General features: G+C 74.3%; 12 protein-coding genes. 6 read left to right on the forward strand and 6 right to left on the reverse strand.

The window, feature by feature from the left end:
• Positions 1-208 precede the first annotated feature (208 nt).
• The 3 genes from DI272_RS30220 to DI272_RS30230 all read right to left on the reverse strand — a co-directional run bounded on the left by DI272_RS30220 (position 209) and on the right by DI272_RS30230 (position 3,245).
• A complete protein-coding gene (locus DI272_RS30220) occupies positions 209-499 on the reverse strand; it encodes a hypothetical protein (protein WP_146238402.1) in 291 nt (96 codons plus the stop codon).
• Positions 500-693: 194 nt separating this feature from the next.
• A complete protein-coding gene (locus DI272_RS30225) occupies positions 694-2,286 on the reverse strand; it encodes an ABC transporter permease (RefSeq protein ID WP_109498365.1) in 1,593 nt (530 codons plus the stop codon).
• Positions 2,283-3,245, reverse strand: coding sequence for an ABC transporter ATP-binding protein (locus tag DI272_RS30230; RefSeq protein WP_109498366.1), 963 nt, complete (start codon positions 3,243-3,245; stop codon positions 2,283-2,285). Before DI272_RS30230 ends, DI272_RS30225 begins: the two co-directional genes overlap by 4 nt.
• 225 nt (positions 3,246-3,470) lie before the next feature.
• Between DI272_RS30230 and DI272_RS30235 the strand changes: the two genes are divergently transcribed.
• Together DI272_RS30235 and DI272_RS30240 are read left to right on the forward strand one after the other, a co-directional pair.
• Positions 3,471-6,734: a CHAT domain-containing protein gene (locus DI272_RS30235; RefSeq protein ID WP_109498367.1), complete on the forward strand. Its 3,264-nt coding sequence runs from the start codon at positions 3,471-3,473 to the stop codon at positions 6,732-6,734.
• Positions 6,731-7,741 (forward strand): hypothetical protein, encoded by a 1,011-nt coding sequence (locus DI272_RS30240; RefSeq protein ID WP_181387358.1) that lies wholly within the window; start codon positions 6,731-6,733, stop codon positions 7,739-7,741. The genes DI272_RS30235 and DI272_RS30240 overlap by 4 nt, the downstream gene beginning before the upstream one ends.
• Positions 7,742-7,759: 18 nt before the next feature.
• Here the strand turns inward: DI272_RS30240 and DI272_RS30245 are convergent, their stop codons facing one another.
• The 3 genes from DI272_RS30245 to DI272_RS30255 all read right to left on the reverse strand — a co-directional run bounded on the left by DI272_RS30245 (position 7,760) and on the right by DI272_RS30255 (position 10,506).
• The gene (locus DI272_RS30245; protein WP_109498369.1) at positions 7,760-8,494 is read right to left on the reverse strand and encodes an HAD family hydrolase; all 735 of its coding nucleotides are present in this window, start codon (positions 8,492-8,494) and stop codon (positions 7,760-7,762) included.
• Positions 8,479-9,537 (reverse strand): aminoglycoside phosphotransferase family protein, encoded by a 1,059-nt coding sequence (locus tag DI272_RS30250; protein ID WP_258314916.1) that lies wholly within the window; start codon positions 9,535-9,537, stop codon positions 8,479-8,481. The genes DI272_RS30245 and DI272_RS30250 overlap by 16 nt, the downstream gene beginning before the upstream one ends.
• 117 nt (positions 9,538-9,654) lie before the next feature.
• Positions 9,655-10,506 carry a CBS domain-containing protein gene (locus tag DI272_RS30255; RefSeq protein WP_109498371.1) on the reverse strand — a complete coding sequence of 284 codons (852 nt, stop codon included), beginning with the start codon at positions 10,504-10,506 and terminating at the stop codon, positions 9,655-9,657.
• 231 nt (positions 10,507-10,737) lie between these two features.
• On the opposite strand from DI272_RS30255, the gene DI272_RS30260 reads away from it, so the two are divergent.
• The 4 genes from DI272_RS30260 to DI272_RS30275 are packed head-to-tail and all read left to right on the forward strand — an operon-like array spanning position 10,738 to position 13,976.
• A complete protein-coding gene (locus DI272_RS30260; RefSeq protein ID WP_109498372.1) occupies positions 10,738-11,208 on the forward strand; it encodes a hypothetical protein in 471 nt (156 codons plus the stop codon).
• On the forward strand, positions 11,205-12,131 hold the full coding sequence (locus DI272_RS30265) for a V-type ATPase subunit (RefSeq protein ID WP_109498373.1): 927 nt from the start codon (positions 11,205-11,207) through the stop codon (positions 12,129-12,131). The genes DI272_RS30260 and DI272_RS30265 overlap by 4 nt, the downstream gene beginning before the upstream one ends.
• Entirely contained in the window at positions 12,115-13,554 is a 1,440-nt protein-coding gene (locus tag DI272_RS30270; protein ID WP_109498374.1) for a V-type ATPase 116kDa subunit family protein, read from the forward strand. The genes DI272_RS30265 and DI272_RS30270 overlap by 17 nt, the downstream gene beginning before the upstream one ends.
• A complete protein-coding gene (locus DI272_RS30275; protein WP_109498375.1) occupies positions 13,551-13,976 on the forward strand; it encodes an ATP synthase subunit C in 426 nt (141 codons plus the stop codon). The genes DI272_RS30270 and DI272_RS30275 overlap by 4 nt, the downstream gene beginning before the upstream one ends.
• Positions 13,977-13,978 lie beyond the last annotated feature (2 nt).

A 13,978-nucleotide genomic window follows, 5' to 3' on the forward strand; every position in this document is an offset into this window, starting at 1 on the left:
CGATCGCCGATCCGGCCCGCCGTACGACGTCGTACTCGGCCGTGGCGGCAGCGGATCACGGGCGAGGCCGCGGCCCTGACAGCGCGCCGCGAGCCCGTCCGGCCCCGTCTCCTCCATGGTCGGTCGCGGGCGGGTGACGCGGGCTGGGCCGTTCGGTCCCTGCCGGGGGACGACCGGCGGGGTTTGCGGCGCGAACGGACGACGGTGGTCAGTCAGGTGTGTCCAGGCACTGGACGGCCAGCTCCCGCAGCCGGGTCTCCTTGTCCCGTAGCCGCCGTCCCTCGCTGTGCCAGCGGCGGCGGGCCCGCGGGCGCCAGCGGGGCGGCTCGTGGGCCCGCCAGTCCTCCCGGGCGAAGGCGGTGCACGCGTCCTCGACCACGAGCATCATCACGGTCGGCAGCCGGACAGCGGCTTCCACCCCGACCGTGCGGTGGGTGCACGGCAGATCCAGAAGGGTCATCGGCTCCTTGCGCGACCGACGCCACGGAACGGTACTCATCGCGGCCTCCTCCCGTGCCCGATGGAGATGCTCCTTGCCGGGCCCGGGGCCAGAGCCGTACGCGCCGTGCGACCGGGCATGCCGACAGCATGCGCGCCCGCCGGGGGCGGCGACAGAGGCCGACCGGTCCTGTACCGGGCCGACCGGCCCGCGGTGACGCACACCGGCCTGTCCACCGGGCTTTTGACGACCAATCAGCCCACGTCCCGGCCGCGGAACCCGGCCAGACCGGCCGCGGTGAGGACGGCGGCGGCCGCCGTGAGCAGCGTGGGTGCGGTGAGGCTCAGGTCGGTCGCGGGCAGGTGGGGGATGTGTGCGAACGGGGAGGCGTCGCGGGCCCAGTGCGGAAGGTCGAGGGCCTGGCCCAGCAGGCCGATGACGAAGCAGGCGGCGAGGGCGGCCCAGGCGACGGCCGTGCTGCGCGGCACGAGCCCGAACAGCGCGACGGCGAGCCCGGCGAGCAGCCACAGCGCGGGCGCGTAGGCGAGCGCGGCGCCGACCAGGCGGGGCACCTGACCGAGATCGCCGCTGGTGACGCCGTACGCGAGCCCCGTGCCCAGGCCGGCCGCCGTCAGCACGACGACGCTGCCGACCAGGGCGATCGTCAGATGGCTCGCCGCCCACCGGCCGCGGGAGACCGGCGTGGCGAGCATGGGTTCGGCCCGCAGCCCGGTCTCCTCGCCGCGCAGCCGCAGTACGGACTGGACGGCGTATCCGGCGCCGAGCAGGGCCACGACGAGCAGGGACTGCGACAGATAGGCCTCGGTGAGGTCGGCTCCGCCGTACCCGGCGATCAGGTCCTGCATGGTGTCGTTGTCGGCGACGAAGTCCTCGACGTCGTCGGCGACCCAGCCGTAGGCGACGCCGGCCAGGAACACCCCGCAGCTCCAGCCGATGAGACTGCCGCGCTGCAGCCGCAGGGCCAGCCCCAGGGGCCGGCCGAGACCCGGCGCCGCCCGCGGCGGGCCCGGCCGTGGCGGCACCAGGCCCGCACCGAGGTCGCGCCGGTCGGACAGCGCGTGCCCGGCGGCGATCGCGGCGACCGCGAAGGCGGCCGGGACGAGCAGCGGCCACCAGCGTTCGTCCGCGAAGGGCCGGGCCTTCTGCACCCAGCCGATGGGCGACCACCAGGACGCCGTGCCGTTGCCGATGTCCCCGACGGCCCGCACCACGAAGGCCGCGCCCAGGACGGCCCCGGTGCTGCCGTGCACCACGCGCGTGTTCTCCGAGATCTGGGCGACGAGGAGGGTGATCGCGGCGAACACCAGGCCGACGGCGCAGAAGGAGACGCCGAAGAGGACCGATCCCTCGACGGGCAGGTCGAGGCCGAGCAGGCCGAGCGTCACCAGGGTGCCGACGGCGGCGTTCATCGCGGTCACGACCAGCAGGGTCGCGGTGGCGTTGGCGTGCCGGCCGACCGGCAGGGCGCGGATCAGCTCGGCGCGGCCCGCCTCCTCCTCGGCGCGGGTCTGCCGCCCGGTCATGAAGATGCTCATCAGGGCGACCACCACCAGCCCGAGCGTGCCCACCTGGAAGGCCACCTCGCCGCCGAGGGTGTCGAGCCCCTGGGCCGGTCCGTTGAAGGCGATGGCGGCGGCGTTGTCCCGACTGGCCTCGGCCGCCACGTCGAGATCGTGCTGCGTGGGATAGAGCCCCTTGACGCTGGCCGCGGTCAGCAGCACCAGGAGGGGGACGGCCACTGTCCACAGCAGGATGCGCAGCCGTTCGCGGCGCAGGATGTGCCGGGTGAGGACGGCGGTGCCGGTGAGTTCGGCCGACCGGCTCATGACCGTTCCCCGTCGTCCCGGTCGTCGGCGTCGTCACCGTAGTGCCGCAGGAACAGCTCCTCCAGTGTCGGCGGCCGGCTGGTGAGGGTGCGGATCCCGAAGCCGGTCAGGTGGTGCACGGCCGCGTCGAGGCGATCGGTGTCCACGTCGAAGCGCAGCCGGTGGTTCTCCGCGCGCAGATCGTGCACGCCGGACAGCGCACCGAGGCCGGTGGGCGTCCGTACCGTCTCCACGTCGATCGAGGTGCGCGTCAGGTGCCGCAGCTCGGCCAGCGTGCCGCTCTCCACGGTGCGGCCCGCCCGGATGATGCTGACCCGGTCGCACAGGGCTTCCACCTCGGCCAGGATGTGGCTGGACAGCAGCACCGTGCGGCCCTCCGCCTTGACCTCGCGGATGCAGTCCTGGAAGGCGCTCTCCATCAGCGGGTCGAGCCCCGACGTCGGCTCGTCCAGGAGCAGCAGTTCGGCGCGGGAGGCCAGCGCGGCCACCAGACCGACCTTCTGCCGGTTGCCCTTGGAGTAGGTGCGCGCCTTCTTGGTCGGGTCCAGCTCGAACCGTTGCAGCAACTGGTCCCGGCGGGCCGGATCGAGGTCGCCGCGCAGCCGCCCGAAGACGTCGATGATCTCGCCGCCGGTCAGCTTGGGCCACAGGCTGACGTCGCCGGGCACGTAGGCCAGCCGCCGGTGCAGTGCGACGGCGTCGCGCCAGGGGTCGCCGCCCAGCAGCCGGGCCACGCCCGCGTCCGCCCGCAGCAGCCCGAGCAGGACGCGGATCGTGGTGGTCTTGCCCGCGCCGTTGGGGCCGAGGAACCCGTGCACCTCACCAGTGGCGACCGTCAGGTCCAGCCTGTCCAGAGCACGGGTCCGCCCGAAGTTCTTCACCAGCCCCGACACGGACACCGCGGCGCCGCGCCCAGGTTCCGGCACGGTGTGGCGCTGCGGCGCAGAGACAGCGGACATGATGCCTCCCGGGTCGTCCTGCCTCCGACGTTCGCGCACGGCGGGGCGCCCGAGGCAGGGGCCGAAGGTCCCCGACGGGGGTGGCGAACAGCATGTTCCGGATTCCTGGGCCCTTCGGCCCCGGTCGGAACCGTCAAGTCCGCGACAGAATAGGTTAATTGGGGAAGATCAGGACGAGCCGGCAAGGGGCGTCCCGGCCGTGGGTGCTCCGGATCGGGGGCAGTCGTGGAGACGGCGTTCTATTCCGATCTCGATCTGAGGATTCACCGGGACCGGAACAACGACACCTGGGTGCAGGCGGTGGTCAGGCCGGGTAGCCAGGGCGATCTGGTGCAGCTCGAACTGCGGCACCCCGCTCTCGCGGCCCGGGTCGGGCGGTTCGCCCACGGCACCGCCACGGAGGCCGAGGCCGGGGAACTGGGGCAGGAACTCTTCGACGCGCTCTTCCCCGCCGGGCTGCGGGTCGTGTGGGACTGGGCCGTCAACTCCCTCGGCCGGGAGAAGCCGCTGCGGCTGCGGCTGGACATCCGTGATCCCCAGCTCGCCGCCCTGCCGTGGGAGCTGATCCGCCCCCCGGGCCTGGCGACGAATCCCCTGGTGCTGTCGCCGCTGCGGCCGATCGTCCGCTACAGCGACCTGACGCCGGAGCCCGCCAAGAAGGAGTTCCCGCACCCGCTGCGGATCCTGGTCGTGGTCGCGGAACCCCAGGACCAGCCGCGCTACGACGCCCCCAGGACGGTCCGCCGGGTCCAGGAGGTCCTCGGACACCTCAGTCCGCACGTCGAGCTGCACGTCCTTGAGCACGCGACCATCGCCCGGCTGGACGAGGAGATGGGCGGCGGCTGGGACGTCGTCCAGTTCATCGGCCATGGGGGACAGCAGGACGGCGCGGACTGTCTGCTGCTCGAGGACGAGCACGGCGGGACCGACCGCCTGGACGGCCGCGGCCTGGGCACGATCCTGGTGCGGAACCCGAATCTGCGGCTCTTCCTGTCGTGCGCGTGCGGCGGCGACCACGAGGGCGCCTGCTCCCCGAACCGGCTGCTCGGCGTGGCCGAAGCCGCGTTCCGGGCCGACGTCCCGGCGGCCGTCGCCATGCAGAGCGTCGTCACCGACCGCGAAGTGGCGGACTTCTCGTACGCGTTCTACGACGCCCTGGTCGACGGGGAGCGGCTCGAAACGGCGATGACGAGCGCCCGGCACAAGCTCAGCGCGGGTGCCCTGCACGGGACGTCCTGGGCGGCGCCCGTTCTCTACAGCGCCGCCAAGGACGGCCTGCTGTACGCCAACACGCCGGTGCGCAAGCCCGACGAACGCCTGACCGAGGAACCGTCCCGCGGCCCCGTCTCCGCGCGGCGGCGGCCCCTGGACGACAGGCTGCCGTGGCGGGCGTACAAACGGCCGCTGCGCCACAACGGCGCACTCCGGGCCGTGGAGGAGGCCCTGGAGCGGGGCGAGCGGCTCATCGTCGTCCGCGGCCCGGCCGGCTATGGCAGTTCGAACCTGATCCGCGAAGCCGCCCGCCGCTACCTGACCAGCGCCGACGGGGCCGCCCGGACGACGGGCGTGGCCTGGGCGTACCGGCGGTCCTCGCCGCTGTCCGCGCCCTTCCCGAACCGGCAGCACATGGGGTGGACGACCGACGCCCTGTTCCAGCAGATCGCCTCCGGACTGCGCGTACGCGGCCTGCTTCAGGCCTCGCCCGGCGAGCGCTGGAACCTGCTGCGCGGCGCGCTGGCCCAGCAGCGCTGTCTGCTGCTCATCGACGACATCGACGAACTGCGGGGACTCGCGCCCGCCGACCTCCTCGACCTGTTCCCCGCGCCCACCACGGTGCTGGCCACGAGCCATCTGCCGGACGACTACTGCCAGAACGGCATCTGCGACGTCCCGCTCGGCCCCCTTCCGCCCGGCGACGCGTACGCCTTCGTGCGGGACACCGCGGCGGACCTCGGCCTGCCCAGGGAACGCGTGCCCGACCCGGAGCGGATCCAGGAGACCCTGGGCAGCGCGACCGGCGACCCCTTCGCCCTGCGGCTCTTCGTAGGCGCCCTGGCCGACGGCGCACCCCTGGCGGAGTTCGCGCTTCCGCAGAGCCGGGGCAGCGGCGGACTGATCCGCCATGTGATCAGGCACTCGATGAGCAGGCTGACCGAGGTGGAACGGGCGGCGCTGGAGTTCGCCGCGGTCTTCCCCGAACCTCTCGAACTCGCTCACATGGCCGAGCTGTTGCACCAGGGCAGCGCGGAGACCCAGCGGTGTCTGCGCCGCCTGGAGGTGCTCGGACTCCTCGCCGTGGAACCCGGCCCGCAGCGGGTGCACGTGTCGCAGCGGGTACGGCTGGAGTCCCTGTACGGGTGCGGCCAGGACAAGGCGCAGCGACTGATCCAGCAGGCGGTCGCCTACGGCCTGGTCCTGGCCGAGCGGCACGCCTCGCTGGGCGGCGCCCAGCACGGCGTCACGGGGGACACCCTGCTCAACGAGTTCTGGGCGGCCGGACAGGCCCACGGCCTGCGTGACTGGCAGGCCGTGCTCCGCTTCCGTGACGCGCTCCACGCCGTGCTGTACCACCGGCACCTGTACAACCAGGCCTTCGAGCTCGGCTTCAAGGCCTACGACGCCGCCGACCGGATCGACCACGAGGAGGCGCAGGCCTGGTGCGCGCTCTTCCCGCTCGGCCGGGTGCGGCTCATGCAGGGCAGTCTCGAGGAGGCCCGCGAATGGTGCGAGCGCGCGTACGACAAGTTCGAGCGGCTGGACCACCGGCACGGCCGGGCCATCGCCGAGAAGTACCTGGGCCGTGTCTTCGAGCAGATGGGGTTCGTCAACGAGGCTGAACAGCACCGGCGCAACGGCCTGGACCTCGCCTCCCGTGACACTCCGCTGGAGGTCCGCGGCCACCTCGTCTCGGGGCAGGCCGCCGCCGCGGAGGCGCGGGGCGACTACGCGGCGGCCGGGCCCCTGTACCAGGAGGCGCTGGAGATCTACCGGGCGGCGGGGGAGCAGTGGGGCGTGGCCAACATGGAGCACCACCTCGGACGCCTGGCCCTCGCCGGTCCCGACCGGGCCGCCGCCGAGGCACGGCTGCGCACCAGCCTCGCCCTGTACGAGCGGATGGAGCTGCCGGAGCAGCAGGCCGGCGTCCTGCGTACGCTGGCCGAGTCGGCGGAGGCCGATGGCGATCTGGCATGGGCGCACACGTATCTGCTCATGGCCGTCGAGCGGTTGGAGCCGCTGGCCGCCACGGACGGACTGGGCGAGGTCGAGGCCGCGCTGGCACGGGTCACGGCCCGGCAGGAGGCCGGTGTGCCGATGTGGCAGCTGCCCGGCATCCCGGCGCCGCGATGCGAGGTGTGGGTGCGCTGTCCCGAATGCGACCCCGACCAAACCCCGACGCGGTTACTGCACCACCACGAGGTGTACTTCCCAACGTGTGAGCGGCACGGCAGGCGGTACGTGGAGACGGCCCCGCCCGGGGGGACGCGATGATGTGGCAGGGGCTGGCCGGGGTTCTGACCGGCGGACTCAGCAGGTTCCGGGTGGTGGGACTGCTGCCGGCCACCTTCCTCGTCTCCGCCGTCCTGGCCGTGTTCGCGCTGGGGGATCCGCCGCGCTGGGGCAACCTCAAGGACGCGGCCGACGATCTCAGCGGCACCCACCTGCTGCTGCTGGCCCTGGGCGTCGCCTGCCTCGCGCTGCTCACCCACTCCCTCCAACTGCCCCTGGTCCGGCTGCTGGAGGGGTACTGGGCGTGGTGGCCGCACTGTCCCGCCCGGCTGGCGACCCTGCTGGTCTTCCGGCACCGGCGGCGACTGGAGAAGCTGGTGGAGCGCTCGTCCGGAGGCGTCCCGGACGAGTCGCGGCTGCTGGCGGCCCGCAGCCGCCGCGGCATCTGGCGGGAGACCCGGGCGCTCGTCCCGGCATGGCGGCAGCAGCTCGCGACCGCGCGGCTGATGCAGGAGTTCCCCGACCGGGAGAACCTCCTGCCGACCCGCCTCGGCAACGCGCTGCGCGCGGCCGAGCTGGCCCCGTACCGCAGATACCGCCTCGACGCCGTCACGGTGTGGCCCGCCCTGTACGGCGTGCTGGGCCCGCGTGTCCGGGAAGCCGTGGACGACCAGCGGGACCAGCTGGACTTCGCGGTGCGCATCAGCGTGGCCCTGGGACTCCTGGTCCCGCTGACCGCCGTGCGGTTCGCGCTGGCCGGCCGTGAGGGGCTGCCGTGGCTCGCCGTCCCGGCGGTGCTGTGGGCGGGCTCCTTCGTCGCGTACCGCACCGCCGTGTCGGCGGCCGTCGCGTACGGCGTCCTCATCCGGACCGCGTTCGACCTGCACCGCTTCGACCTGTTCCAGGCGTTCCACCTGCGGTTGCCGGACGACTCCGACAGCGAGCTGTGCGCCAACCAGGAGCTCACCGCGTTCCTGAGCGCGGAGCAGAAACCGGTCCGCCTGAACTATGTCCACCCCGACCCGGGCCCGCCCCGGCCGCCCTCCTGACCCGTCCGGCGTGGTGCGTCACCGGCCGTCGCCGAGCAGTGAGCCGCACAACTCGTCGAGCCCGCCGACCACTTGGTCCGGGCGGCAGGTCGCGGTGGCGGCGTCGAACCGGCCCCGGCGGTCCACCAGCACGGCCCTGATGCCCGCCGCCCGCGCGCCACGGATGTCGCGTCCGATGTTGTCGCCCACGTACACCGCCTCCTCGGGGCCGACGCCCAGCCGGTCGAGGGCGAGGACGAAGAGGCGTGGGTCGGGCTTCTGGATGCCGTGTTCCGCGGAGACGATCACGACGTCGAGGAACGGGGCGAGACCGGCGGTCTCGATCTCGGGGTGGATGAAGGGGATCTGGGCGTCGCTCACGACCCCGAGGCGGAACCGGGTGCGCAGCCTGGACAGGCCCGGCAGGACGTCGGGGTAGGTGCCGAAGTGCCGCATGCTCAGCACCCGCAGCAGCGGCGGACACATCGCCGCCAGGCCGTCGGCCCGCCGGAAGCCGAACGCGCGCAGGACGTCGAGGAACACCCGGGTGATGTCGATCTCGGGATGCGGCTCGGAGCTCTGCGTCAACTGGCGTGCGGCCTGGGCGAAGTACTGCCGCGAGAACTCATCGGGGTCGACGCGGACCGTGTCCCAGTAGTCCAGGAACCGCGCCAGCTGCCGCCACACCTCGGGACTCCGCTCGTCCGTGGTGATGTCGATCAGGGTCCGGTAGAGGTCGAAGAGCACCACGCGCGGGGTCACGGGGCCAGGCATGCCGCGGCCTCCCTCACCAGAAAACGCCGGTTGTCCCAGTCCACCCAGGAGTTGCGGGCGATGCGCAGCTCCGAGCAGGCCATGTGGAAGCGGGCCCGGTCCAGGAGCGCGTCGGCCTCGACCGCCGGGGCGGCCGCGGCGAGGTAGGCGGCGTAGAAGTGCCGGATGTGCGGTTCGCCGGCCCACGGGTCGCCGGTGTACAGGCGGAAGAGGTGCTTGAGTTCCCCCGCCATGCGGCCGATGTCCGCCGCCCGGTCGCCGTACTGGAGGCGCTCGAAGTCGACGGCCACCAGCTCCCCGGTCGGCGGGAAGAGGAACTGGGTGGGGGTGGCGTCCCCGTGGATGAGCACCTCGTCCGGCGGGCCCAGCCGTCCCGGCACCTCCCAGGCCCGGCCGACGCTCCGCAGCGCGGCGGCCTCGGCCGACGTGAGGATCCGGAAGTCGGTGAGCTGGGCGACGACCTTCTCCAGATAGGCGAGCGCGCCACGCCCGTCTCCGGGCCGGCCGGTCGCCGACAGGGTGTGCAGGTCCGCGAAGAACTCGGCGGCCTGCCTCAACCGGGCGTCGAGTTCGCCGTTCCCGGACCAGCGGGCCGCCGCCTCGATGTAGTGGAGGAGGTCGGGGCCCAGGACGAGCTCCTCCGCCAGCGTGGCGCCCAGTTCCGCGGCGGCGGCGAACGGCCGCACCACCCTGTGCCGGCCGCGGCCGGCGCCGAGCGGCTGGACGCGCCGCAGGTTGTCGTACTCGCGGCGCATGAGATCGGCCCGCAGCGCGGGGCGGTCCCAGCGGCGGCCGTCGATCCACTTCAGCCCGTACACCTTGAGCATGACCGGAGTCGACGTCGTCACCTCGTCGCACCGCACCATGGCCCCGTTGTCGGACGGCCCCAGCACGAACCGCAGGTCCGCACCCGACATCCCGAGCACCTCGCCGTACACCCGGTCGCGCAGGAACCGGTCCAGCGGGCCGTGCCGCGGCACCGGGCCGGCTCCGAACAACCGCGCCTGCTCCGTGGCCGCGGGCATCTCCACGTCCGAGGGCATCTCCACGACCCGACCGCCTCTCCCGCACCCGATTCCGGGCCTTCGACCGCAGTGTGACGGTGTCCGGCCCGCGCGCGACAGCCGATACCGGGTCAGAAGCCGTCCCGTGCCGCCCGTTCAGCGGGCGGTGAGGTGGTCGTCCACCTCGAACACGTCCGGGATCCGGGCCACTTCGTCGCTCAGCCGCGGGATGAGTTCCTTGTCCAGGGAACCGCTGAGCGTGACGGTGCCGTTGCGCACCCGTATCTCCACCTGCGCGGGATCGATGCCCAGGTGGTCCCGGACCACGTGCTCCACGATCTCGGTGTGGATCGCCGCGTCGTCCCGGACGAGAGCGTGCAGCAGCTCGCTGCGGCTGACGACGCCCACGAGCGTGCCCTTGAGGTCGGTCACGAAGATCTGCCGGATGCGGGAGTGCGCGGCCGTGCGGGCCGCCTCGACCACGGGGGTCCAGGGGTGCACCGTGAGTGCCGGCGCCGACATCAGGGTGGCCGCGGTCCCGCCCCCGTCCGCGGGGTGGCGGCGGCCGAGCAGTTTGGCGAACGTGCCAGGAGCCCCGGCCCCGGAGGCCAGCGAGGCCGCCCGGGCGAGCAGATCGGACTCCGCGATCACACCGACGACGCGCTGGGCGTCGTCCACCACGGGCGCGGCCCCGAGCTGCTGCCGGGCCAGCATCCGGGCGATGTCCAGGAACGGTGTGTCCACGGACACCGTGGCGACGGCCCGCCTCATGATCTGCCGCACCTGAAGGTCCTTGTTCGCGCCGGGCCGGGCAGCCCTGTGCACATGCGGCGCGGCGACTGCGGGTTCCTCGGCGGCGGTCCGCGCCGAGTGCGAGGCCATGGCCTGCAAGTAGCGCACCATCAGATCCTGGCGGAACTCGTCGGCCGGTTTCCCGGCATAGCCAGGAACGGCACGACGTGCCTCCCTCGACGCTGCGCCGGCTTCCCGCGCCTCTCGGTCGTCCATGGCAACCTCCCGCGGTGCGCGCGGACATGACTCCTACGCTCACCATCGCGCCGTCCTGCCGCCAGGTACAGGGCCGCCCGGCCCCTTCCGCAGGTCAAACGGCCCCTGTGGGGTGGGCGGCGGCCTTTTTAGCGTGAAGGAGAGCTCACAAGACCACAGGAAGTCCGCACAAGACCACAGGAAGACCGCAGAAGACCACAGGTGGCGCCAGACAGCCGCCGGGAGGTGTTCATGCCAGGGTTCCGCGAGTTCCTCGCGCGCTTCCGGCCGGCCGGCTCGCCCGGTCCGGCGGTCGGCGGTGCCGTCCCGGCCGACCGGTCCGCCGAGCTCGCGGCCGAGCTGGAGCCCCCGCTGAGCCTGCTGGACGCCACCGAGGCCGAGGCCGCCGCCCTCCGTGAGGCCGCCGACCGGGAGGCCGCCGAGCGCCGCCGGGCCGCGGCCGAACAGGCCGACCGCATCGTGCGGACGGCCCGGCGGCGGGCCGCGGAGGTCAGGAGCGAGACCGCGGCCGGCCTGCGCGCGCAGGCCGTCACCGAAGCCGCGCACGCCGACGCCGCGGCCAGGGACGCCGTACGGGACCTCCAGGACCGCGCCCGGGCGCGCACCCCGCGGCTGGCGGCACGCATCGTGGCCCGCGTGACCCGTGAACTCACCGCGCCTGACGGCACGGAACCGACCGGAGCCCGCCAGGAGGCACCATGAGCGCCGGGTGGGTCGCGGGAGTGACCCGGGCCAGGGCCATGGCCGCCGGGCGCGTCGGCCCCGACACGGCGCGCCGCCTGGCCACCGCACCGAGCCTGCCCGACTCCCTGCGCATGCTGGCCGGCACCCCCTACCGGCGCGGACTCGACGTGACGGCCGGGGCCGCCGAGGCCCAGCGCGCCGTCTCCGACACCCTGGTGTGGCAGCTGCGGGTGCTGGCCGGATGGCAGCCCCGGCCCGGAGCGGGGGCCGTACGCCTGCTCGCCTCCGGGTTCGAGATCGCCAACACCCGGGACCGGCTGCGGACCCTGGCGGGTACGCCGTCGCCGCCGCCGTACCGCCTGGGTGCGCTGTCGACCGCGTGGCCCCGGCTGTCCCGGGCCGCGTCACCTGCCGAGATACGGGCCGCGCTGGCCGCCTCCGTGTGGGGCGACCCCGGCGGCGACACCCCGGCGGCGGTGGTCACCGGGATGCGGCTGTCGGCTGCCGCCCGCACCGCGGCTAACCTGCCCCCGGCCGCGCGCTGGGCGGCGGGCGAGGCCGCCCTGCTGGTCGCCCGCGAGGTCTTCCTGACCGGCCGCCGGCCCACCGGACCGGCCGCGCGGGACGCCGCCCGCCTGCTCGGTACGGCCGCCGTGCGGGCCGGTTCCTTCGCCGGCTTCCGCACCCGGCTGGTGAAGACGGCCCGCTGGGTGCTGGAGGACGTGGAGCGGCCCGCCGACCTGTGGCGCGCCGAGGCCCGCTGGTGGCGCACCGTCGAGCGGGAGGCGCTGTCGCTGCTGAGCGCGGCCCGGTTCGACCTGGCGCCCGTCGTGGGAGCGGTCGGGCTGTTGCGTGCCGACGCGTGGCGGGTCCGCGCGGGGCTGGAATGCGCCGCGCACGGCGGCCGGGCACGGGAGGCCTTCGATGAACTCCTGGGCTGACTCCCTGGCACCGGCCCGCATGCGACGCGTGGCCGTCGTCGCCCCCCGCGCCGCCCTGCGGGACACCCTCGTACGGGTCGCCGACGCGGGCTGCGTCGAACTCGACCGCCCCGACGGCTCCGGCCACGACACGCTCGGCCCGGCCGCCCGGCACCTGCGGACACTGACCGCCGGGCCCGCCCGCCCCCGGCTGTCCGCCACCCGGCCCGACCTCGACGCACTCCACCGCGAGGGCCGCGCCGACCTGCTGGCGGGCGAGGCCCAACTGGAGACGTACCAGCAGGCCGCGGTGGCCCACGGCACCGCCGCCGCCCTGGCCGGATGGTGCCCCGCGACCGAGGTGGACCGCCTGGCAGCACGACTGGCGGACGTCGGCGGCGCCGTCGTACCCCTGCGCGCCCCGCGCGGCATCGACCCGCCGACCCGACTCCATGACACCGGCACCGTGCGGCGCTCCCTGGTGCCGCTGGTGCGCACCTACGGCACCGTCCCGTACGCCGACGTCGACCCCACCCTGCCCGCGGGCATCGCCTACGTCGTCATGTTCGGGATGATGTTCGGCGACGCCGGCCACGGCACCCTGCTCCTGCTTGCCGCGCTGCTGCTGCGCTCCGGCCGCCCGCGCCGGTGGGCCTCCCTGCGCCCCCTGTGGCCGTTCCTGGCCGGAGCGGGCGTGACGAGCACCCTGGCGGGATTCGCCTACGGCGAGTTCTTCGGCCCCACCGGCGTGCTGCCGGTGCTGTGGCTGAACCCCCTCGACCAGCCGATGCGCCTGCTGGGCAGCGCGATCGCGTTCGGCGCGGGCCTGCTGGCCCTGGCCTACGCGGCGGGCATCGTCAACCGGTGGCGCGAGGGCGGCCCGAGCCGGGCCCTGTACGCGGCGTCCGGCATCGCCGGTGCCACGGTCTTCCTGGGCCTCGCGGCGCTCGCGGCCGGCTTCGCCCTGCACACCCCGGCGCTCACGGCGGGCGGCGCCACGCTCGCGCTCGCGGGGCTGGCGCTGGCCGGCACCGGGCTCTTCGCGACATCCGGCGGCGGCGCCTCGGGCGCCCTGCAGACCGGCGTCCAGCTCTTCGACGTGGTCGTCCGCATCGGGTCCAACACCGTCTCCTTCGCCCGGCTGGCCGCCTTCGGGCTCACCCACGCGGCACTCGGTGACATCGTCTGGCAGGGCACCACCGCCCTGGCCGCGGCCGGCCCCCTCGCGGTCCTCGCCGCCCTCCTCCTCTTCGCCCTCGGCAACGCGCTGGCCTTCGCCCTGGAGGCACTGGTGGCCGGCGTACAGGCCCTGCGGCTGGAGTTCTACGAGCTGTTCTCCCGGGTCTTCGACGCCGAGGGGCGGCCCTTCCGCCCCTGGCACGTGCCCACGCAGACGGAGCACGAACAGGTGCCCCCACTCATCGGCACGGAGGTGCCATCATGATCGTCTGGCTGATCGCACTGCCGGTACTCGTCGGCGCCTTCGCCGCCACCCGCCGACTGCTGCGGCGCCGCAGCCGGGCCGCGCTGCGGTCGGTCCTCGCGGCGGACGCGGCACTGTTCGCGGGCGCGCTCGCGCTCCTGCTGGTCGCGCTGAGCGGCGGGCCGGCACAGGCCGACGCGACCACGACCGCTGCCGCACAGAGCTCCGGGTCCGGCTCGGCCGCCCTGATCGGCGCCGCCATCGCGGTCGCCGGGGCGTCCATCGGCGCGGCCATCGCCGTCGCCTACACGGGAGCCGCGGCGCTGGCCGCGCTGAGCGAGCGGCCCGAGCTCTTCGGCCGGGCCATGGTCATCGTCGGCCTCGCCGAGGGCATCGCCATCTACGGCCTGGTCGTCGCCATCATCCTGATCGGGAAGACCTAGCC

Origin of the sequence: Streptomyces sp. Act143 (assembly GCF_003143935.1) — a bacterium.
Classification (GTDB): Bacteria; Actinomycetota; Actinomycetes; order Streptomycetales; family Streptomycetaceae; genus Streptomyces.